The sequence below is a fragment of the Streptomyces sp. V4I2 genome, from assembly GCF_030817655.1.
In the GTDB taxonomy this organism is placed as follows: Bacteria; Actinomycetota; Actinomycetes; order Streptomycetales; family Streptomycetaceae; genus Streptomyces; species Streptomyces plumbiresistens.
Window position 1 is genome coordinate 7,431,265 of sequence record NZ_JAUSZM010000003.1, and the last position, 21,718, is coordinate 7,452,982.

Annotated in this window: 17 protein-coding genes; 14 read left to right on the top strand and 3 right to left on the bottom strand. The window is 70.9% G+C overall.

Annotated elements, in window-relative coordinates; genetic code table 11:
* Genes gatA through gatB form a run of 3 tightly spaced genes read left to right on the top strand, consistent with a single transcriptional unit; the run spans position 1 to position 3,269 of the window.
* Positions 1 to 1,503, top strand: a complete 1,503-nt coding sequence (gene gatA, locus QFZ76_RS35140) for an Asp-tRNA(Asn)/Glu-tRNA(Gln) amidotransferase subunit GatA (protein ID WP_307677463.1) — start codon at positions 1 to 3, stop codon at positions 1,501 to 1,503.
* On the top strand, positions 1,500 to 1,739 hold the full coding sequence (locus QFZ76_RS35145) for a hypothetical protein (protein ID WP_307677464.1): 240 nt from the start codon (positions 1,500 to 1,502) through the stop codon (positions 1,737 to 1,739). Before gatA ends, QFZ76_RS35145 begins: the two co-directional genes overlap by 4 nt.
* A 15-nt stretch (positions 1,740 to 1,754) precedes the next feature.
* Positions 1,755 to 3,269 (top strand): Asp-tRNA(Asn)/Glu-tRNA(Gln) amidotransferase subunit GatB, encoded by a 1,515-nt coding sequence (gene gatB, locus QFZ76_RS35150; RefSeq protein WP_307677465.1) that lies wholly within the window; start codon positions 1,755 to 1,757, stop codon positions 3,267 to 3,269.
* A gap of 140 nt (positions 3,270 to 3,409) precedes the next feature.
* Here the strand turns inward: gatB and QFZ76_RS35155 are convergent, their stop codons facing one another.
* Entirely contained in the window at positions 3,410 to 4,213 is an 804-nt protein-coding gene (locus QFZ76_RS35155; protein WP_307677466.1) for a cyclopropane-fatty-acyl-phospholipid synthase family protein, read from the bottom strand.
* Between the two features lie 188 nt (positions 4,214 to 4,401).
* On the opposite strand from QFZ76_RS35155, the gene QFZ76_RS35160 reads away from it, so the two are divergent.
* The 7 genes from QFZ76_RS35160 (at position 4,402) to QFZ76_RS35190 (ending at position 12,121) form a co-directional block, all read left to right on the top strand.
* Positions 4,402 to 4,695: a hypothetical protein gene (locus tag QFZ76_RS35160; protein WP_307677467.1), complete on the top strand. Its 294-nt coding sequence runs from the start codon at positions 4,402 to 4,404 to the stop codon at positions 4,693 to 4,695.
* 213 nt (positions 4,696 to 4,908) lie between these two features.
* The gene (locus tag QFZ76_RS35165; protein ID WP_307677468.1) at positions 4,909 to 7,155 is read left to right on the top strand and encodes an MMPL family transporter; all 2,247 of its coding nucleotides are present in this window, start codon (positions 4,909 to 4,911) and stop codon (positions 7,153 to 7,155) included.
* Positions 7,133 to 7,708: a GNAT family N-acetyltransferase gene (locus tag QFZ76_RS35170; protein ID WP_307677469.1), complete on the top strand. Its 576-nt coding sequence runs from the start codon at positions 7,133 to 7,135 to the stop codon at positions 7,706 to 7,708. The genes QFZ76_RS35165 and QFZ76_RS35170 overlap by 23 nt, the downstream gene beginning before the upstream one ends.
* Positions 7,709 to 7,743: 35 nt before the next feature.
* On the top strand, positions 7,744 to 8,331 hold the full coding sequence (locus tag QFZ76_RS35175; protein ID WP_307677470.1) for a hypothetical protein: 588 nt from the start codon (positions 7,744 to 7,746) through the stop codon (positions 8,329 to 8,331).
* Positions 8,332 to 8,535: 204 nt separating this feature from the next.
* Positions 8,536 to 8,721 carry a hypothetical protein gene (locus tag QFZ76_RS35180; RefSeq protein WP_307677471.1) on the top strand — a complete coding sequence of 62 codons (186 nt, stop codon included), beginning with the start codon at positions 8,536 to 8,538 and terminating at the stop codon, positions 8,719 to 8,721.
* A gap of 71 nt (positions 8,722 to 8,792) precedes the next feature.
* Positions 8,793 to 11,891 (top strand): helix-turn-helix transcriptional regulator, encoded by a 3,099-nt coding sequence (locus QFZ76_RS35185; RefSeq protein WP_307677472.1) that lies wholly within the window; start codon positions 8,793 to 8,795, stop codon positions 11,889 to 11,891.
* Between the two features lie 38 nt (positions 11,892 to 11,929).
* A complete protein-coding gene (locus tag QFZ76_RS35190; protein ID WP_266433481.1) occupies positions 11,930 to 12,121 on the top strand; it encodes a DUF6191 domain-containing protein in 192 nt (63 codons plus the stop codon).
* Positions 12,122 to 12,136: 15 nt separating this feature from the next.
* Here QFZ76_RS35190 and QFZ76_RS35195 read toward each other — a convergent pair whose 3' ends face one another.
* Both QFZ76_RS35195 and QFZ76_RS35200 read right to left on the bottom strand, forming a co-directional pair.
* Positions 12,137 to 13,309 (bottom strand): sorbosone dehydrogenase family protein, encoded by a 1,173-nt coding sequence (locus QFZ76_RS35195; protein WP_307677473.1) that lies wholly within the window; start codon positions 13,307 to 13,309, stop codon positions 12,137 to 12,139.
* A gap of 142 nt (positions 13,310 to 13,451) precedes the next feature.
* Positions 13,452 to 14,450 (bottom strand): aldo/keto reductase, encoded by a 999-nt coding sequence (locus QFZ76_RS35200; protein WP_307677474.1) that lies wholly within the window; start codon positions 14,448 to 14,450, stop codon positions 13,452 to 13,454.
* Positions 14,451 to 14,526: 76 nt separating this feature from the next.
* On the opposite strand from QFZ76_RS35200, the gene QFZ76_RS35205 reads away from it, so the two are divergent.
* From QFZ76_RS35205 to ilvN, 4 genes are all read left to right on the top strand, one after another.
* Positions 14,527 to 15,477, top strand: a complete 951-nt coding sequence (locus QFZ76_RS35205; RefSeq protein ID WP_307677475.1) for a 2-hydroxyacid dehydrogenase — start codon at positions 14,527 to 14,529, stop codon at positions 15,475 to 15,477.
* A gap of 487 nt (positions 15,478 to 15,964) precedes the next feature.
* Positions 15,965 to 18,997, top strand: coding sequence for a bifunctional diguanylate cyclase/phosphodiesterase (locus QFZ76_RS35210; RefSeq protein WP_307677476.1), 3,033 nt, complete (start codon positions 15,965 to 15,967; stop codon positions 18,995 to 18,997).
* 237 nt (positions 18,998 to 19,234) lie between these two features.
* Positions 19,235 to 21,091, top strand: coding sequence for an acetolactate synthase large subunit (locus QFZ76_RS35215; RefSeq protein WP_307677477.1), 1,857 nt, complete (start codon positions 19,235 to 19,237; stop codon positions 21,089 to 21,091).
* Positions 21,092 to 21,111: 20 nt separating this feature from the next.
* Positions 21,112 to 21,639: an acetolactate synthase small subunit gene (ilvN, locus tag QFZ76_RS35220; RefSeq protein WP_266433468.1), complete on the top strand. Its 528-nt coding sequence runs from the start codon at positions 21,112 to 21,114 to the stop codon at positions 21,637 to 21,639.
* The last annotated feature ends 79 nt before the right edge of the window (positions 21,640 to 21,718 follow it).

Consider the following 21,718-nt stretch of genomic DNA (forward strand, 5'->3'; position numbering starts at 1 on the left):
ATGACGGACAACGTCACCATCATCAAGCTCACGGCCGCCGAGACCGCCGCGAAGATCGCCTCCGGCGAGCTCACCGCGGTCGAGGTCACCGAGGCCCACCTGGCCCGCATCGAAGCGGTCGACGAGAAGGTGCACGCCTTCCTGCACGTCGACCGCGAGGGCGCGCTGGCCCAGGCTCGTGCCGTCGACGCGAAGCGGGCCAAGGGCGAGAAGCTCGGCCCCCTCGCCGGCGTCCCCCTCGCGCTCAAGGACATCTTCACCACCGAGGGCATCCCGACGACCGTCGGCTCGAAGATCCTCGAGGGCTGGATCCCGCCGTACGACGCGACCGTCACCAAGAAGCTGAAGGCCGCCGACGTCGTCATCCTCGGCAAGACCAACATGGACGAGTTCGCCATGGGGTCGTCGACGGAGAACAGCGCCTACGGCCCGACCGGCAACCCCTGGGACCTCACCAAGATCCCCGGCGGCTCCGGCGGCGGGTCGAGCGCCGCGCTCGCCTCCTTCCAGGCGCCGCTCGCCATCGGCACCGACACCGGCGGCTCCATCCGCCAGCCGGCCGCCGTCACCGGCACGGTCGGCGTGAAGCCGACGTACGGCGCGGTCTCCCGCTACGGCATGGTCGCCTTCTCCTCCTCCCTCGACCAGGGCGGGCCCTGCGCCCGTACGGTCCTGGACGCGGCCCTGCTGCACGAGGTCATCGCCGGGCACGACCCGCTCGACTCCACCTCCATCGACGCCCCGGTCCCGCCGGTCGTCGAGGCCGCCCGCAACGGCAGCGTCGAGGGCATGCGCGTCGGCGTGGTCAAGCAGTTCCGCGGCGAGGGCTACCAGGCCGGCGTCATCCAGCGCTTCGACGAGTCCGTCGCCCTCCTCAAGGAACTGGGCGCCGAGATCGTCGAGCTGGACTGCCCGTCCTTCGACCTCGCCCTGTCGGCGTACTACCTCATCGCGCCCTCCGAGTGCTCCTCCAACCTCGCCCGCTTCGACGGCCTGCGCTACGGCCTGCGGACCGGCGACGACGGCACGCACTCCGCCGAGGAGGTCACCTCCCTCACCCGCGAGGCGGGCTTCGGCCCCGAGGTCAAGCGCCGCATCATGCTCGGCACGTACGCCCTGTCGAGCGGGTACTACGACGCGTACTACGGCAGCGCCCAGAAGGTCCGTACGCTCATCACGCGCGACTTCGAGAAGGCGTTCGAGCAGGTCGACGTGATCGTCTCCCCGACCACGCCCACCACCGCCTTCCCGATCGGCGAGCGGGCCGACGACCCGATGGCGATGTACCTCGCGGACCTGTGCACCATCCCGACCAACCTGGCGGGCAACGCGGCCATGTCGCTGCCCTGCGGTCTCGCCCCGGAGGACAACCTCCCGGTCGGGCTGCAGATCATCGCCCCGGCGCTGAAGGACGACCGTCTGTACAAGGTCGGCGCCGCCGTCGAGGCCGCCTTCGTGGAAAGGTGGGGTCACCCGTTGATCGAGGAGGCACCGTCGCTGTGAGCGCACTGACCAAGGCCAAGGGCTTCAAGAAGTCCAAGTCCGGTACGTACCTGTCCATCGCCGGGACCGCGTTCGGCGCGCTCGGCGTCGCCAAGCGGCTCAAGAAGGCCCGCGCCGACAAGGACACCCTGGTCCTGATCGACGCCACCGTGTCCGCCGTCGCCATCGTCACCGGCCTCGCCATCCTCTACCGCGAGCTGAAGCGGCTGGGCGACGACGACGTCCTGCTGGGCTGAGAGGGAAGTTTCACCGTGACCACCACGATCGACCTGGTGTCGTACGAGGACGCGCTGGCGTCGTACGACCCCGTCATGGGCCTCGAGGTCCATGTCGAACTCGGCACCAAGACGAAGATGTTCTGCGGCTGTTCGACCGAGCTGGGCGCCGAGCCCAACTCGCAGACCTGCCCGACCTGCCTCGGCATGCCCGGCTCGCTCCCGGTCGTCAACGCGACCGGCGTCGAGTCCGCGATCAGGATCGGTCTCGCGCTGAACTGCGAGATCGCCGAGTGGTGCCGCTTCGCGCGGAAGAACTACTTCTATCCGGACATGCCGAAGAACTTCCAGACCTCCCAGTACGACGAGCCGATCGCCTTCAACGGCTACCTCGACGTGCAGCTGGAGGACGGCGAGACCTTCCGCGTGGAGATCGAGCGCGCCCACATGGAGGAGGACACCGGCAAGTCGATGCACGTCGGTGGCGCGACGGGCCGTATCCACGGCGCCTCGCACTCGCTCCTCGACTACAACCGCGCCGGCATCCCGCTCATCGAGATCGTCACCAAGCCGATCGAGGGCGCCGGTGAGCGTGCTCCCGAGGTGGCCAAGGCGTACGTCCGTGAGCTGCGCGAGGTCATCAAGGCGCTCGGCGTCTCCGAGGCCCGGATGGAGATGGGCCAGATGCGCTGCGACGTGAACCTGTCGCTGCGCCCGCACGGCCGGGAGAAGTTCGGCACGCGCTCCGAGACGAAGAACGTGAACTCGCTGCGGTCGGTGGAGCGCGCGGCCCGGTTCGAGATCCAGCGGCACGCGGCCGTGCTGAACAGCGGCGGCACGATCATCCAGGAGACCCGGCACTTCCACGAGGACACGGGGTCGACGACCTCGGGCCGCGTGAAGGAGGAGGCCGAGGACTACCGGTACTTCCCGGAGCCGGACCTGGTGCCGGTGGCCCCGACGCGCGAGTGGGTCGAGGAGATCCGTTCCGGTCTGCCGGAGCTGCCGTTGGTCCGCCGCAACCGCCTGCGCGAGGAGTGGGGCATCAGCGGCACCGAGATGCAGGCGATCCTCAACGCCGGTGCCCTGGAGACGATCGTCGCCACGATCGACGCCGGTGCCGACGCCGGCTCCGCGCGCAAGTGGTGGATGGGCGAACTGGCCCGCAGCGCCAACGAGTCCGGCAAGACCCTGGACGAGCTGGCGATCACGCCCGAACAGGTCGCCCGGGTCAGCAAGCTGGTGTCCTCCGGCGACCTGAACGACAAGCTGGCCCGCCAGGTCATCGAAGGCGTCCTCGCGGGCGAAGGCACCCCGGACGAGGTCGTCGACAAGCGCGGTCTGAAGGTCGTCTCCGACGAGGGCGCCCTCACCACCGCCGTCGAGGAGGCCATCGCCGGCAACCCGGGCATCGCGGACAAGATCCGCGGCGGCAAGGTGGCCGCGGCCGGTGCCCTGGTCGGCGCCGTCATGAAGGCCACCCGCGGTCAGGCGGACGCGGCCCGCGTCAAGGAGCTGATCCTGGAGAAGCTGGGCGTCAGCGAGGGCTGAGTCCCGAGCGGTAAGCCCCAAGCAGTAAGCCGCAAGCAGTAAGCCCAGGGGGATGCATCGGTCGCGATGCATCCCCCTGGGCGCGTTTTCAGGGGCGGACGCCCTAAGAGGTGGCGCCCTAAGAGTGGCCCCCTACGAGCTCAGAGCCGGCGCCCCACGAGCCGTACGAAGCCCAGCGCGCGCCCCTCGTCCACCCGCAGCATCTCCGCGCACTGGCGGGCCATCCGCACGTGGAACTCCTCGGTGCTCTCCTCGGCGACCACGTCGCACCACAGGAGCCAGTCCCGCCAGCCGTCCGGCTGCCAGTCGGCCGCTTCGACCTCGACGACCCCGCTGCGCGTCCAGTGGCGCCGCCACCAGTCGGGGGAGTGGAAGCACCAGAAGTCGGGCTCCCACCACGGCGTGAGGTGCTCGGGCGGCTCGGTGCCCGTCGGCTCCTCCCGCAGTGCGGGGACGACGACACCGATCCGCCCGCCCGGCTTCAACAGCCGTGTCAGGGCAGGCAGATAGAGGTCATCGGTGCCGAAGTACTGGTACGCGTCGATGCTCACGATGGCGTCGAAGCTGCCCTCCGCGAAGGGCAGGTCGTGCGCCTCGACGTGCACGGGCTGCACCCGGTCGGCGAAGCCGGCCTCGGCGATCCGGCGGGCGTTCTCGTCGGGCTTGACCCACAGGTCGGCCGCGGTGACCTGGGCGTCGTACTCCCTGGCCAGGAAGACCGAGGTCATCGCCCGGCCGCAGCCCAGGTCGAGGACGCGGGCGCCGGGGCGCAGGGCGTCGAGCCCGAGGGCGGGCGCGAGCCACTCCAGCAGCCACAGCGCGTGCGGGCCCATCTGGTTGTCGATGGTCCAGCGGACGTCGTAGCTGTTGCTGCGCGGGTAGCGGGCGTGGGTCAGCCGCTTGGTGAGGTCCTCATTCGAGGTCCTCGGGGTGTTGTCTGGCATCGGTGAACGGGCTCCTTGAGTCCGGGGAAGCGGAAGGGGATACGGAGGAGCTCGGCCGGACGCTCAAACAACGCACCTGCTCAGGTCGGCGGCGAGGTGCCGCGAGGACGGAAGACGCGCGGAAACTATCAGTCGGCCGCCGGGCCCCGCATCCGATTTCTCAGCCGGACGCGGTACGCTCGCCCGCCATGAGTGGACGCGGTGATTCCGAGATACACGACGTCGGAGATCCGGCTGAGGACGCCCGGCGGGCCCGCTGGACGGCGGCCGTCGGCGGGGCGCTGCTGGCGCTCGCGGGTCTGGCCGCGTCGACGCTCCGCCTCACCGGCTCCGCCCCCACGCTCGTCCCGGCCGCCTACGCCCTCGGCGCTGCCGTGTGCGCGCTGGCGTCGGTCCTCGGGTCCCGCGGGCGCACCCGGCGGGCCTTGTGGCTGCTGATCGCCGGCGTGATGGTGATGGCGCTGGGCGACCAGTTCGACTGAGGTGACAGAGTGCCCGTTACTGTCCTGTGATCTGCCTCCCACTCTTGTGAATAAACGCACGAACGCGTCAAACGATCATTTCCGCCTGCCAGAGTGGTCCTTCACATTGCTCATGCGTTCTTTGCGGGCCGTTCACATCGTGTAGTTCGAAGATGTCTTCATGAACGACTGTTCCCGGTCAAAGATCCACATATAGCCCCCGGGAGCTCGTTCGTGGCAGCCCTCGCACGCTGGTGTGTCCAACGACGCCTCGTCGTCGTTCTCCTGTGGCTCCTCGCCCTCGGCGGAGTGAGCACGGCCGCCGTCGTCGCGGGCTCCGCCTACTCGAACGACTACGAGGTCCCCGGCACCGAATCCGGCCGCGCCACCCAGCTGCTGCGTGACGGCTTCCCGGACCTCGGCGGCGACAGCGACACCATCGTCTGGCACACCGACTCCGGCACCGTCCGGGCCGCCGACGTCGAACAGACCATGACCCGCACCCTGGACCGGATCGAGGCCCTGCCCGGCGTGGCCGCCGTCTTTGGCCCGTACGACGATCAGGGCGCCGCCCGGATCAGCGCCGACGGACACACGGCCTACGCCACGGTGACCTTCGACGATCCGGCCGAGAACATCGACCAGGGCGAGGCACGGGACGTCGTCAGCGCCGCGAAGGACGCCGCGAGCGACGGGCTCCAGGTGGAGCTCGGCGGCACCGCCATCGCGCTCACCGAGTCGTCCGGCGGACACCTCGCCGAGGTGGTCGGCGTGGCCGTCGCCGCCCTCGTCCTGTTCCTCGCCTTCGGCTCGCTCGCCGCCTCGCTGCTGCCCATCGCCACCGCACTGGTCAGCGTCGGCACCGCGTACGCCGGGATCGTGCTGCTCGGGCACGTCATGACCGTCGCCGACTTCGCGCCCATGCTCGGGATGCTGATCGGGCTCGGCGTCGGCATCGACTACGCGCTGTTCATCGTCACCAGACACCGGCGCGGCCTCAAACGCGGCCTGTCCGTGACGGAAGCGGTCACCAACGCCGTCGCCACCACCGGGCGAGCGGTGGTCTTCGCGGGTGCCACCGTTTGCATCGCCCTGCTGGGGATGCTGATCCTCCGGCTCGGCTTCCTCAACGGTGTCGCGATCGCCGCCTCGCTGACCGTCGTCCTGACGGTCGCGGCCTCCGTGACCCTGCTGCCCGCCCTGCTGTCCCTGATCGGCATGCGCGCCCTCAGCCGACGCGAGCGGCGCCACCTCACCGAACACGGGCCCCAGCCGGAGCTGCCGACCGGGTTCGCCGCCCGCTGGTCGGCGTTCGTCGAGCGCCACCCCAAACTGCTCGGCGCACTCGCCCTGGGCGTGATCACGGTCCTCGCCCTGCCCACCCTGGGGCTCCACCTGGGCACCTCCGACCAGGGCAACAACCCACAGGCGTCGACCACACGCCAGGCGTACGACCTCCTCGCGGACGGCTTCGGACCCGGCGTGAACGGCCCCCTCACCCTCGTCACGCACGTCCACGGCGCCGAGGACAAACTCGCCCTGGACAACCTCGACGCCACCGTCCGCACCACCGAGGGCGTCGCGTCGGTGACGCCGGTGACGTACGGCTCCGGCGGCGACACCGCGTACTTCACGATCGTCCCCGAGTCCTCGCCGCAGTCCCAGCGGACCAGCGACCTCGTCGACCGGCTGCGCAGCGACGTCCTGCCGCGCGCCGAGACCGGGACCGCCCTCGACGTCCAGGTCGGCGGGGTGACCGCCGGGTACGACGACTTCGCCGACGTCATCGTCGGAAAGCTGCCCCTGTTCGTCGGTGTCGTCATCAGCCTGGGCTGTCTGCTGCTCCTGTTCGCCTTCCGGTCCGTAGGCATCCCGCTGAAGGCCGCCGTGATGAACGTCGCCGCGGTCGCCGCCGCCTTCGGCGTGGTCGTCGCGATCTTCCAGTGGGGCTGGGGGAGCGAACTGCTGGGGCTGGGCCGCGCCGGGCCCATCGAGCCCTTCCTCCCGGTGATCATGGTGTCGGTCCTCTTCGGGCTCTCCATGGACTACCAGGTCTTCCTGGTCAGCCGGATGTACGAGGAGTGGCTGGAGACCGGTGACAACCGGCGGGCCGTCCGCGTCGGTCTCGCCGAGACCAGCCGGGTGATCAACTCCGCCGCCGTCATCATGATCTCCGTCTTCCTCGCCTTCGTGCTCAGCGGCGACCGGGTGATCGCCATGTTCGGCATCGCGCTCGCCGCCGCCGTCGCCCTCGACGCGTTCGTGCTCCGTACGTTGCTGGTGCCGGCCCTGATGCACCTGCTCGGCGGCGCCAACTGGTGGCTGCCGCGCTGGCTGGACCGCCGTATGCCCCGCATCAGTATCGAGCCGCCCGAGCGCCGCGCCGCCCATGAAAGGCTGGCCGCCGTGGCGGACGCCGAGGTGGCGGACGTACTGATGAAGGGGCGGGACGAAGAGGATGTACGCGATATCTCTGGGTGACGACGGAGCCGAACTGCGTCCCTTGGAGCCGTGGCACGCCGAGGAGTTCCTGGCGCATCTGGACCGGGGGCGGGAGTTCATCGGACAGTTCATCGCCTTCGGCTCCAAGGCGACGGACGTGGAGTCCACGCGGGCCATGCTCCAGCGGTACGCCGACATGCGCGCCGCCGACACCGCCTCCCTGCACGGCCTGTGGCTGGAGGGGAAGCTCGTGGGCGGAGTGCTGTTCCTGAACTTCGACGCGGAGAACGCCAACTGCGAGGTCGGCTGCTGGCTGGAACCCGCCGGCACCGGGCGCGGTCTGGTCACCCGGGCCATGCGGATCCTCATCGACTTCGCCGTCGAGCAGCGCGGCATCCACCGCGTCGAGTGGATCGCCGCCACGGGGAACACGCCCAGCCTGAACGTGGCCCGGCGGCTGGGGATGACCCTGGAGGGAGTGCGCCGGGAGAGCCACCCCTATGGTGGTGTGCGGCACAACCTCGAGGTGTGGTCGATTCTCGCGCCCGAGTGGCGGGACGCACGCGCGCGTGCCGCTCACAGCGATCATTAAGAAACCTCTCAGACAGGATCCGTACGGTGCCGGACATGGGAACCAAGACAGTTGACGAGACCGGCGCCGAGACGGGTGCCGAGACCACGACCGACGAGGAGAAGACGGGCACCACCGACCTGACCAAGACCGACGAGGCGACGAAGACCGAGGCCGACGCCGAGGCCGACGTCGACACCGACGCCGACGACCTGGGCGAGGAGCTCGAGGCGGTCGAGGCGGAGGGCCCGACGGGCGTGGGCCAGGGTGCCGGTGCCGTCGTCTCCGCCGCGCTCGGCGTCGTCTCGCTCACCGGCGGGTGGGTCTCCACCGTCGCCGCCGCGCGCGAGACCCTCATCGGCCAGCTGGGGACCTCGTCCACCGCGAGCGTCGCCACGCAGGTCAAGGAGGTGTACGGCGACGCCTGGGAGACCACCGCGATGTGGGGTGGCATCTTCGCGCTCGTCGCGCTGATCGTCGGTGCCGCGGTCCTGGTCCGGCCCGCCTTCGGGACGCCCGGCAAGCCGCAGGCCGTGTGGATCAAGTCGGTCGCCTGGGGCGGTGTCTCGCTCGGCGTCATCGGCCTGCTCCTGGCCGTCCTGAAGTACACCGACGTCCTGCTGGGACTGCCGTCGGCCAGCTGACCCACCACGTGACCCGAGGGGTCTTAGGAACGCCGTGAGCGACTTACGGCCCTCTAAGGCCCCTCACGCACGTCTAAGGCCCCGCCCGCCGCGGAAGATGCGGAACTCTCCCGATGTGGCGGCCCCGCCTGGGAGACGAAGGTGGAGACATCGCAGCAAGCGAAGCCGACACCGGCCTCTCACCAGGGACACAGGGGACACACCATGTATGAGTACGAGATCTCCCAGCTCCGTTCCGCCGAACTGATCCGCCGGGCCGAGCAGGAGCGGCTGGCCCGCGAGGCCCTCCGCGGCCGCCGCGCCGCCCGCCGCGAGGCCGCCCGGCGCGCCGCCGAGGGCGAGGTGCATACCGGCCGCCCCCGCAGGCACCGGTTCCCGCGCACGGCGTGAGTGCCGGGGCGGGGGACGGCCTCCCCGGTCTCCCCGCGAAAACCGGTGCCGCACTGTCAGACTCGCGTGCGATGCTCGGCCTTGTGGAGACCAGGTCCGTCAGTCCGGTGTTCGTCGGTCGCACCGATGAGCTGGACACGCTGAACGACGCGCTCGCCCGCGCTGCCGGTGGGGGTACCTCCCAGGCTTTCGGCACTGGGGGAGAGCCGCAGGCATTACTGCTCGGGGGCGAGGCCGGCGTCGGCAAGACCCGCCTCGTCGAGGAGTTCGCCACCGCCGCCTGCCGGCGCGGAGCGGTCGTCGCGCTCGGCGGCTGTGTTGAGATCGGCGCCGACGGACTGCCGTTCGCTCCCTTCTCCACCGCCCTGCGCGCCCTGCGCCGCGCATTGCCCGACGAGCTCGCCGCCGCGGCCGCCGGCCAGGAGGAGGAACTCGCCCGGCTGCTGCCCGAACTAGGCGAGGCCGCGACTGCCCGAGGGCCTGGCCGGCACGACGAGGAGGGCATGGCCCGCCTCTTCGAACTCACCGCCCGCCTCCTGGAGCGCGTCGCCGCCGACCGCACGGTCGTCGTCGCCCTGGAGGACCTGCACTGGGCCGACGCCTCCACCCGCCACCTCCTCGCCTACCTCTTCCGCACCCTGCGCACCGGCCGCCTCGTCGTCCTCGCGACCTACCGTTCCGACGACATCCACCGCCGCCACCCGCTGCGCCCCCTGCTCGCCGAACTCGACCGGCTGCGCACCGTCCGCCGCCTCGAACTCGGCCGTTTCACCCGAGCCGAGGTCGGCCGCCAGGTCGCCGGCATCCTTGCCCACGAGCCCGAGCCGGCCCAGGTCGACGAGATCTTCGAACGCTCCGACGGCAACGCCTTCTTCGTCGAGGAACTCGCCGTGGCCGCCCACGAGGGCTGCCGCACCGGCCTCACCGACTCCCTCCGCGACCTCCTCCTGGTCCGCGTCGAGGCACTGCCCGAGAGCGCCCAGCGGGTCGCCCGGATCGTCGCCGAGGGCGGCTCCACCGTCGAATACCGGCTGCTCGCAGCCGTGGCCGGGCTCGTCGAGGACGACCTCATCGAGGCGCTCAGGGCCGCCGTCAACGCCAACATCCTGCTCGCCGCGCCCGACGGGGACGGCTACCGCTTCCGCCACTCCCTGGTCCGCGAGGCGGTCGGCGACGACCTGCTGCCCGGCGAACGCTCCCGCCTCAACCGCCGCTACGCCGAGGCCCTGGAGGCCGACCCCACGCTCGTCCCGGCCGGCGAACGCGTGATGCGCCTGGCCAGCTACTGGTACCACGCCCACGACCCCGCCAAGGCCCTGCCCGCCGTCCTGGACGCCTCCGTCACCGCCCGCCGCCGGCACGCCTACTCCGAACAACTGCGGCTCCTGGAACGCGCGATGGAGCTGTGGGATGCCGCCCCCGAGGACGTCCGCGCCAGGCTGCGGCCCGCCGACTACACCGAGATCTACCCGCCCTGTGGCTGCGACCCGGCCACCACCCCGCTGCGCTACCTCGACCTGATGGCCGAGGCCGCGGTCGCCGGACGGCTGTGCTCGGAACGCGAACGCGCCCTGAAGATCATCAAGCGGGCGCTGCGACTGCTGGAGGACGAGGACGACCCACTGCGCGCCGCCTGGTTCTGGACCCAGCGCTCGCGCCTGGTCCAGGCACAGGCCCGCGGCGACGGCTGGGCCGAACTGGCCACCGCGCAGGAACTCGTACGCGGTCTACCGCCCTCGGAGGTGCACGCCGAGGTCCTCGCCAACGTGGCCAACTGGTCCATGGTGCACGCCCCGGGACCCGACGCCTTCACGGCCGCCGAACGGGCCGTGGAGTACGCGCGCATGGTCGGCGTCCGCGAGACCGAGATGAACGCCCGCCTCACGCTCGGCGGGCTCATGGTCGAGGCCGGTGACGTCGAGGCGGGCCTCGCCGAGATGCGCGAGGTCAAACGGCAGACCGTCGAGTCCGGCATCTCCACCATCGCGGCCCGCGCCTATATGAACCTGCCCGACGCCCTCGAATCCGTCGGTCGCTCCAAGGAGGCCGTTCCCGTTCTGGAGGAAGGCCTCGCCTACTCCCAGAAGTTCGGCCTGCTGGACTCCGAGGCCTGGATCTGGGGGAACTTCGCGGAGTCCCTGTACTCCCTGGGCCGCTGGGACCACGCCGCCGAAGCGGGCACCAAGGCCGAACGCGCCGGCCAGAGCGCGAAGCCCCGTGGCTTCCACGCCACCCTCCGCGCCGAACTCGCCCTCGACCGAGGGGACCTGGCCGCAGCCGCCAGCCATCTGGCCGCCGCCCGCGAGTACTTCGGCAACCACGACCTCGCCCCCCAGCACGGGCTGCCCCTGGTCCGCCTCGCGATAGGTGTCGCCGCGGGCGAGGGCCGCCTCCTGGACGCCCGCGCCGAACTCGAACGCGCCATGGACGCCGGCTTCCCGCCCGCCACCCAGCGCTATGTCTGGCGGATGCTGCTCAGCGCGGCCACCGCGGAGGCCGACGCCCGCGACCTGCCCGCCGCCGGCCCGGGCCGCCCCGAGATCCTCGAACGCATCCGCACCACGGCCAAGCCCCTGGCCACCCACGTCCCCGTCTGGCAGGCCTACGAACGCTGGGTCCGCGCCGAACTGCTCCGAGCGGAGGGCGACGCCCGCGCGGACACCTGGACGGAGGTCGTCACCGCCTTCGAGGCCCTGGAGCGCCCCTACGACCTCGCCCGCGTCCGCCTCCGCCTCGCCGAGGCCCTGCTGCTGCCGGGGGAGGGCGGCGACGACCGCGACCGCGCCACGGAGCTGCTCCGCCTCGCCCACTCCGTCGCCTCCCACCTCGGCGCCCGCCCGCTCGCCGACTCCGTCACGCTCCTTGCCCAACGCGCCCGCATCCCCCTGAACAGGCTGAACAGGGCCCCCGAGCAGTCGCCCGCCCTCGCGGACCCCGCCGAGTCCCTCGGTCTGACCGGCAGGGAACGCGACGTCCTGCGCCTGGTCTCCGCGGGCCGCACCAACCGCCAGATAGCCGAGGTCCTCTTCATCTCTCCGAAGACGGCCAGCGTCCACGTCTCGAACATCCTGGCCAAGCTCGGCGTCTCGGGCCGCGGCGAGGCCGCGGCGGTGGCGCATCGCCTGGGGCTGTTTCCGTCAGAAACGCTCACGATGCGGACGGCGCCCTGAGGTCTACGCTGAAAAGGACGCCTGCCGAGGGAGACTCCGTGTTCAACCCCTTCGAGGAACTGTTCGCCCCCGGCCGCAAGCACACCCGCGACGAGCAGAACCGGCTGGAGCTCACCCGGGAGGACGTCGGCGACGGCGACCCCGGACGCGGGCCCATAGACCTCACGTCCGGGAAGGTCGTCGTACGGCCGCCGCAGCCGGACGACGAAGACTCCTCGTCGGAGGACTGAGGGCGGGCGCGGGCGTCAACTGACCTGTATCTCCAGGATCCGGTCGTCGCCCTCCTTCGGGTCGCCCCGGCCGTCCGTGTTACTGGTGACCAGCCACAGTTTGTCGCCGCCCGCCGAGACCACCGTGCGCAGCCGGCCGTACTCGCCTTCCAGGAAGGCCTGCGGATCCGCCGAGGCCTCCGTGCCCTTCAGCGGGATGCGCCACAGGCGCTGGCCCTTGAGCCCCGCCATCCAGACAGATCCTTCGGCGTGGGCGATGCCGCTGGGCGAGGCGTCGTCCGTGCCCCACTGGGCTATCGGGTTGTGGTACTTGGAATCGCTCGACCTGCCCTCGGCCTCCGGCCAGCCGTAGTTGTCGCCCGGCGTGATCGCGTTCAGCTCGTCCCAGGTGTCCTGGCCGAACTCCGCGGCGAACAGGCGCTGCTTGTCGTCCCAGGCCAGGCCCTGCACATTGCGGTGGCCGTACGAATACACCGGGGAGTCCGGGAAGGGGTTGCCCGGGGCCGGCTCGCCCTCCGGGGTCATGCGCAGGATCTTGCCGCCCAGGGACTTGGTGTCCTGGGACAGACCGGTGTCGCCGCTCTCGCCCGTGCCCACGTACAGCAGCTTGTCCGGGCCGAAGGCGATCCGGCCGCCGTTGTGGATGTAGCCCTTCGGAATGCCCTTGAAGATCGTGTCGGGGGCGCCCAGCTGCTGGCCGGACGGCTTCTGCTCGTCGTACAGCATGCGCACGATGCGGTTGTCGGAGGCCGAGGTGAAGTACGCGTAGACCATGTGGTCCGAGGCGTAGTCCGGCGAGAGGGCGAGGCCCATGAGGCCGCCCTCGCCGGCCGGTGACACCCCCGGCACCTCGCCCAGCTCGGTCTTCTTGCCCGTCTCCTCGTCGACCCGAGTGATCGTGGCCTCGTCACGGGAGGAGACCAGCAGGCCGCCGCCGGGGAGCGGGGCGAGGCCCCAGGGGGTGCTCAGGTCCTCGGCGACGGTGCGGAGCACCTTCACCGAGCCCTTGGCGGGAGGAGCCTCCTCGGCGGCCTGTTCGGTGGGCGACGACCTTGATGTCGTACTGCTCGGTGCGGCGCTGTCAGCGCCGTCCGACGATCCTCCTCCGCCGTCGGAGGAGCAGCCGGCCGTCAGCACGAGCGCGGTCGCGGCCAATACGGCCGACACAGCTCGACGTTGCACGATCATGGTCCCTTCGACGGGGCGGTCTCGCGGCAGGTTCTACTTGTCATACACCGCTCGTGCCTCACAGGTTCCCGATCACCGCAACCCGATCCACGGAACCTCCCGCGGCGACCCGCATCCGTACCGCAGGTCCTACTCCCAGGTCCTACTCCCAGGATCCCTGCGCCCGCGGCAGCTCCGCCATCTCCGCGAGGTCCTGTGCCGTCAGGCGCAGGGTCGCCGCCCGTGCGTTCTCCGTCACCCAGCGCTCCTGCTTCGCCCCGGGCACCGGGACCGCATGGCGCCCCTGCGCCAGCACCCAGGCCAGGGCCACCTGGGCCGGGGTGACGTCCTCGCCGTGGCGGCGGGCCACACGGCGCAGGCCGACCACTATCGGCTGGTTGGCGGCCATCATCTCCGCGGTGAAGCGGGGGTGGCGGGCGCGTACGTCGTCCGGTTCGAAGCCCTCGCCGGGGGTGAGCGTGCCGGTCAGGAAACCGTTGCCGAGCGGCATCGCGGCCAGGAAGCCGATGCCGCGCGCCTCGCACCACGGCAGCAGCGCCTCCGTCGCCTCCGGCGACCACACCGACAGCTCGGCCTGTACGGCGCTCACCGGGAACACCTGCTGCACCCGCTGCAACTGCCGGATGGTGGCGTCGTACAGCCGGGCCCCGGAGCGGCGGCCGCCCCGCGCGCCCATCGCGCACAGTCCCAACGCCCGTACCTTTCCGGCCTGCACGAGCTCCGCCATCGCACCCCAGGTCTCCTCCACGGGCACTTCGGGGTCGGCCCGGTGCAGCTGGTAGAGGTCGATGACGTCGGTCTGCAGGCGCCGCAACGACGCGTCACAGGCCCGCTTCACATAGCCGGGGCGGCCGTTGGCCACGATGTGCTGCTCGCCCACGAGCAGGCCGACCTTGGTCGACACGAAGGCGTCCTCGCGCCGCTCCTTCAGCACCCGCCCCAGCAGCAGTTCGTTGGTGAAGGGGCCGTACATGTCGGCCGTGTCCAGGAGCGTCGAGCCCAGGTCCAGCGCCCGGTGCACGGCCCTGACCGACTCGTCGCCGCGCTGCCGCGAACCGCTGTACGCCCAGCTCATCGGCATGCAGCCGAGTCCGACGGCACCCACCGTGAGCGCCGCCGCGCCGATCGTCCTGCGCTCCACCTGCTCGTGACCCTCCCTGTCCTGGTCCCCCAACCTAACCTCTGCGGTCGGCAGTGCCTGACATAGCCTCCTGACCATGACTGCTGACGTGTGGCTGCCCATCCCGCCGGAAGACATCGAAGGGCTCCCCGAGAGCCTGAACTACCGCTTCTGGAACGGCGATGAGGACTTTCCCGCGGACCCGGCCGACTGCGCGTACTACGTCGTCCCCTACATGAAGCCCATGGAGGTCGGATTGCGGCCGGTACCCCGCCTGAGCTCCGTGCAGGTCGTGCAGACGCTCTCGGCCGGCACCGACGCGATCGAGCCGGGCCTCAAGTACCTGCCTCAGGGCGTGCGGTTGTGCAACGCGCGCGGGGTGCACGAGGCCAGCACCGCCGAACTCACCCTCACCCTGATCCTCGCCTCGCTGCGCGGCGTACCCGACTTCGTACGGGCCCAGGACAAGGGGGAGTGGCGCGGCGGGTTCCGGCCCGCGCTCGCCGACAAGAACGTCCTCATCGTGGGGTACGGCTCGATCGGATCAGCGATCGAGGACCGGCTCGTTCCGTTCGAGGTCGCGCGGGTGGCGCGCGTCGCGCGCTCCGAGCGCACCACGGCGCGCGGGCCGGTGCATCCGCTCACCGAACTACCCGCCCTGCTCCCCGAGGCGGACGTCGTCGTCCTCTCCACGCCCCTCACCGAGACCACCCGCCACCTGGTGAACGCCGACTTCCTCGGCCGTATGAAGAAGGGCGCGCTGCTGGTCAACGTGGCCCGCGGCCCGGTCGTCGACACCAAGGCGCTGCTCGCCGAGCTGGAGAACGGTCGCATCACCGTCGCCCTCGATGTCACCGACCCCGAACCGCTGCCGCCGGGCCACCCTCTGTGGCAGGCCCCGGGCGTGCTGATCAGCCCGCACGTCGGCGGACCGACGTCCGCGTTCCTGCCCCGCGCCAAACGACTGCTGGTGGACCAGTTGAACCGTTTCGTGAACCGGGAGCCCTTGCGCAACGTGATCCGTACGACAGGCCCAACAGGCGTATGACGCCACCCGGATGAGCATCGCGCGCCCGGCCCGCACGCCGGGTGCAACAGGCGCGTAATCCGTTTCCGGTACCCTCCGCAACCCTCCGGACGCGGTCCGTGCTCGCATCTGTGCTGGTCGTCACGGAGCGTAGAGGAACTATGTCCCTGAGTGACGAGACTGGTGTATCGTCCCGACAGGGGCTGCGCCGCGCACCGTTCGGCGCCGGGGATGGACATTTCAGACTGTGAGGGGGGCGACGGGCGATGCACGGCCTATGGACGAGCGATCCGACGCGGCGGGGCCGCCGGCGGCGACCCTGGCACACGGCTGCGCGCAGGCGCGGCCATCCCGCGGGCCACGGCAGTCACCACGCACAGCACGACGGCCGGCAGAGCCAACACAGTCACAGCCATCATCACCGCAGGCACAGCAGCCGCAGGAGGCATGCGCACCCAGCGCACCGGGACCCCAGGGACCCGGGGGCGGCGCGGACCGGGAGGGCCCGGTGAGTTCGCCCCCGTCTTCCACGACCACCCTTGACGGACCGCTGCGGGCCCAGCCCGCGCCGGGGGCGACGCCGACCCGCCCACCGGCCCTCGGCGGCGCGTCGAGCCTGGTCCACCAACTCGTCCTGGCCCTGGTGTGCGCGGGATATGCCGTCGGTTCCGCGTTCGGCTGGGGTTCACGGCATGTCGCGCTGATCATGGGCGACTTCGGGCTGAGCGCCGCAGCCGGCGCCGCGGCCGTGTCCTGCTTCCTCTACGCCCGCAACCCCCGCATCCGCTTTCGCCCCGCCTGGCTGCTCTTCGCCCTCTCCTCGGCGATGGCGGCCATGGGCAACCTGATCTGGGGGTGGTACGAGGTCGTCCTGGAGCGGCCCGTGCCCAGCCCCAGCTACGCCGACCTGTTCTTCCTGTGCTTCGCGCCGCCCGCGATCGTGGGACTGCTGGTGCTCGCCAAGCGGCCGGTGACCAAGGCCGGTTGGGTGTGCCTCGGCCTGGACGCCTGGCTGATCGGCGGCTCGCTGCTCACGCTGTCCTGGAGCCTCGCCCTCGCGCAGGCGGCCAAGTCCGAGGGGTCGAGCGTGGCGCACGCCGCGCTGTCGCTCGCCTACCCACTGCTCGACATCGCCCTGGTCAGCATGGTGCTCGCCCTGCACTTCCGGCGCTCGGCGGGGAACCGTACGGCGGTCAACACCGCCATCGGCGCGCTCGCCCTGACCGTGATGTGCGACGCCCTGTTCACCTCACCGCTGCTCCACCACACCTACCGCTCCGGGCAGTTGCTCGACGCGGGCTGGTTCGCCGGCTCGCTGCTGCTCGCGTACGCCCCCTGGGCCGCCCCGCGACGAGGCGAAGCGGAGGCTGCGCAGCGGCACCCGGCTCGACGCCGGACGGACGGGCGCACGCGCGTGGTGCACGAGCACGTGCCGGGACAGCGCACCGTCCCGCACCACCACCAGCCCCCGGGCCCCGCACAGGGAGGTGATCACAGCCGGTACCCGGCCGCCCGGCCGATCGCCGGTTCGCTGGCCGCCCTCACGCCCTATCTCGCCGCCGCCGTCTGCACGCTCGGGATCCTCTACAACGTCCTGAGCGGCCGCAGCGTCGACCGCGTCGTGCTCCTCACCGGCGGCACGGTGGTGCTCGCCCTTGTGGTGCGCCAGGGCATCATGCTGCTCGACAACATCACCCTCACCCAGGAGCTGGCGCAGAAGGAGAACCACTTCCGCTCCCTGGTGCAGGGCTCCAGCGACGTCATCATGATCGCCGCACCGAACGGCATCCTCCGGTACGTCTCCCCGGCCGCCGCCGGAGTCTACGGACGTCCCGCGGAGGAGCTGGTGGGAACGGAACTGGCCGGCCTCATCCACCCGGAGGACCTGGGCTGCGTGGTGCACGAGGTGCGCCGCTTCCTCGCCGCCAGCCCACTGGAAGAACCCACCACGCGCATCGAGTGCCGGTTCCGCTCCGGCGACGGCGGCTGGCTCAACGTCGAGTCCACCGTCAACCGGCACCACGGCGGCCTCATCTTCAACAGCCGGGACGTGACCGAAAGGGTGCGCCTGCAGGCGCAGCTCCAGCACAACGCCGAGCACGACCCGCTGACCGACCTGCCCAACCGCGCCCTGTTCACCCAGCGGGTCCAGCAGGCCCTGTCCGGCCGCCGCTCCACCGACCGCGGCGCCGCCCTGCGGGGCACGGCGGTGCTCTTCATCGACCTGGACGGCTTCAAGGCCGTCAACGACACGATCGGGCACCAGGCCGGAGACGAACTGCTCGTCCAGGCCGCCCGCAGACTCCAGGACGCGGTCCGGCAGGGCGACACCGCCTCCCGGCTGGGCGGCGACGAGTTCGCGGCCCTGATCGTCGGCGACGGCGCCCGTGACCGCTCGGCCCGGGAGCGCCACATCATGGAGCTCGCCGACCGCCTCAGGATCACGCTCTCCCAGCCCTACCTCATCGACGGCAATGACGTCCGCGTCAACGCCTCCATCGGCGTCGCCTTCGCCGAGCCCGGCCTCGGTGCGGGCGAGATCCTGCGCAACGCCGACCTGGCCATGTACCGCGCCAAGGCGGGCGGCAAGGGCCGCGTCGAGCTGTACGCCCCACAGATGCAGCAGGACGTCGTACGCAAGGCCGAGCTGGCCACCCGTCTGCGTGCCGCGCTGAACGACGGCGAGTTCACGCTGCTGCACCAGCCCGTGGTGTGTCTGGAGGACGGCCGGATCACCTCGGTCGCCGCCCAGGCGCGCTGGCGCTCCTCGCAGGGCGTGCTGTTCACGCCCGCCGAGTTCCTGCGGGTGGCCGAGGACAGCGACAAGACGGCCGAGCTGGGGCGCTGGGTCCTGGAGGAGGCCGTGGAACAGGCCGCCGAGCGCGCCACGAACGGGCTGGCCGTGCCGGTCGCGGTGCGGATGGGCGCGCGCCGGCTGCTGGACCGCTCGATGCCGCTCGCCTCGATCGAGGCCCTGCTGACCCGGCACGGGCTGCCGTCCGGGGCGCTGGTCATCGAGCTGTCCGACACCGACCCCCGGGTTCCGCTGGACGAGCTGGAGCGCCGTCTGAGCGCCCTGCGCAGGCTCGGCGTCCGGATCGCCCTGGACGGCTTCGGAAGCGGGTACGCGGCCATCACGGCCCTGCGCAGGCTCCCCGTCGACGTACTGAAGCTCGACCGCGGTCTGGTCGAGGGCGTCGTCGAGTCGGCCCGGCTGCACAAGATCACCGGTGGGCTGCTGCGCATCGCCGGCGATCTCGGGCTCAAGTCCGTGGCCGAGGGTGTGGACCTGCCGGAACAGGTGGTGGCGCTGCGCGCGATGGGGTGCACGCACGGGCAGGGCATGGCGTTCTCCGGCCCGCTGGACGAGTACAGGCTGCGCAGAGCGCTCGGATCCGGCCACTATCCGGTGCCGCACGGACCGGCGGAGCCCGCGTTCGCGGGTGGCGGTGCGGGGGTGTACACCGGTGGTGTGCCGGCGGTTTTCGGTGGCGGAACCACCCTCCGCTCACATAATGAGACTCCCGTCCCACCCACTTGACAGTGAGTGTGCGCCGGGGGGAGGGTCAGACCCATGCGCACCCGAATTCTCGTACTTGGAAAGCGCGTCGGCTGACGCTGGTGACGTCCGGACGGACCCGGAACTCCCAGCGACCGCACCCGGCGCGCTCCCCTCGCTTGCCTCACGGCACGAGGGGTTTTTTGTTGCACAGACACCTGCTGTACAAGAGCCGCACACCGCACAAACCTCGCAAAAACCCTCAGCATCGAGAAGAGAATGACGATGACCGAGCAGGCCACCGGGGCCCATCATCCGCAGCCGCGGCCCCGATCCGGAGGACACCAGCCCGCCCCCGAGAACGTCACGGGCGCGCAGTCCCTCATCCGCTCTCTCGAGGAGGTCGGCGCCGAGACGGTATTCGGTATTCCCGGTGGTGCGATCCTCCCGGCGTACGACCCGCTGATGGACTCCTCACGGGTGCGCCACGTCCTGGTCCGGCACGAGCAGGGCGCCGGCCACGCGGCCACCGGTTACGCGCAGGCCACCGGCAAGGTCGGCGTCTGCATGGCGACCTCCGGCCCCGGTGCCACCAACCTGGTGACGCCGATCGCGGACGCCCACATGGACTCGGTGCCGCTCGTGGCGATCACCGGCCAGGTGGCCTCCAAGGCGATCGGCACGGACGCCTTCCAGGAGGCGGACATCGTCGGCATCACCATGCCGATCACCAAGCACAACTTCCTGGTCACCAAGGCCGAGGACATCCCGCGGGTGATCGCGCAGGCGTTCCATATCGCCGCCACCGGCCGCCCCGGCCCGGTCCTGGTCGACATCGCCAAGGACGCCCTCCAGGCGCGGACGACCTTCTCCTGGCCGCCGGTCCTGGACCTGCCCGGCTACCGCCCGGTGACCAAGCCGCACGCCAAGCAGATCCGCGAGGCCGCCAAGCTGATCACTCAGGCCAAGCGGCCCGTCCTCTACGTCGGCGGCGGCGTCCTGAAGGCCCATGCCACCGCCGAGCTGAAGGTCCTCGCCGAACTCACCGGAGCGCCCGTCACCACCACCCTGATGGCGCTCGGCGCATTCCCCGACAGCCACCCGCTGAACGTGGGAATGCCGGGCATGCACGGTGCGGTCACCGCCGTCACCGCGCTGCAGAAGGCCGACCTGATCGTCGCCCTCGGAGCCCGCTTCGACGACCGTGTCACCGGCAAGCTGGACAGCTTCGCCCCGCACGCCAAGATCGTCCACGCCGACATCGACCCGGCGGAGATCGGCAAGAACCGCGCCGCCGACGTGCCGATCGTCGGTGACGCCCGCGAGGTCATCGCGGACCTGGTCCAGGCCGTCCAGAAGGAGCACAGCGAAGGCCACCGGGGCGACTACAGCGCCTGGTGGAAGGACCTCAACCGCTGGCGCGAGACCTACCCGCTGGGCTACGACCAGCCCGACGACGGCTCGCTCTCCCCCCAGCAGGTCATCGAGCGCATCGGCCAGCTCGCCCCCGAGGGCACGATCTTCGCGGCGGGCGTGGGCCAGCACCAGATGTGGGCCGCGCACTACATCCAGTACGAGAAGCCCGCGACCTGGCTGAACTCCGGCGGCGCCGGAACGATGGGCTACGCGGTGCCGGCCGCCATGGGTGCCAAGGCGGGCGCGCCCGCGCAGACCGTCTGGGCGATCGACGGCGACGGCTGCTTCCAGATGACCAACCAGGAGCTCACCACCTGCGCCCTGAACAACATCCCGATCAAGGTCGCCATCATCAACAACGGCGTCCTCGGGATGGTCCGCCAGTGGCAGACCCTCTTCTACAACCAGCGGTACTCCAACACCGTGCTGCACAGCGGCCCCGAGTCCAACGGCAAGGAGCCGAGCGCCGGCACCCGCATCCCCGACTTCGTGAAGCTGTCGGAGGCCATGGGCTGCTACGCGATCCGCTGCGAGTCCCCGGACGACCTCGACAAGGTCATCGAAGAGGCCAACTCCATCAACGACCGCCCCGTCGTCGTCGACTTCATCGTCCACGCGGACGCCATGGTGTGGCCGATGGTCGCCGCCGGCACCTCCAACGACGAGATCATGGCCGCCCGGGACGTCCGCCCCGACTTCGGCGACAACGAAGACGACTGAGCGAGAGAGACCCAAGAGACATGTCCAAGCACACGCTCTCCGTCCTGGTGGAGAACACGCCCGGCATCCTCGCCCGGATCGCCGCCCTGTTCTCCCGCCGCGGCTTCAACATCGACTCGCTCGCCGTCGGCGTCACCGAGCACCCCGAGATCTCCCGTATCACCATCGTGGTGAACGTGATCGAGGAACTCCCGCTCGAACAGGTCACCAAGCAGCTCAACAAGCTCGTCAACGTGCTGAAGATCGTCGAGCTGGAGGCCGGATCCGCCGTTCAGCGGGAACTCGTTCTGGTGAAGGTGCGCGCCGACAACGAGACGCGCTCCCAGATTGTCGAGATCGTCCAGCTGTTCCGCGCCAAGACGGTCGACGTCTCCCCGGAGGCCGTCACCATCGAGGCCACCGGCAGCGGCGACAAGCTGTCGGCGATGCTCAAGATGCTGGAGCCGTTCGGCATCAAGGAGCTCGTCCAGTCCGGCACGATCGCGATCGGCCGCGGTTCGCGGTCGATCACCGACCGGTCGCTGCGCGCCCTGGACCGGTCCGCCTAACAACGAGAACGGGCGGTCGGCGAGCACCGACCGCCCGTATACCGAGACCCCGAAACTCGACTTCCGCCCGCCGTCATAC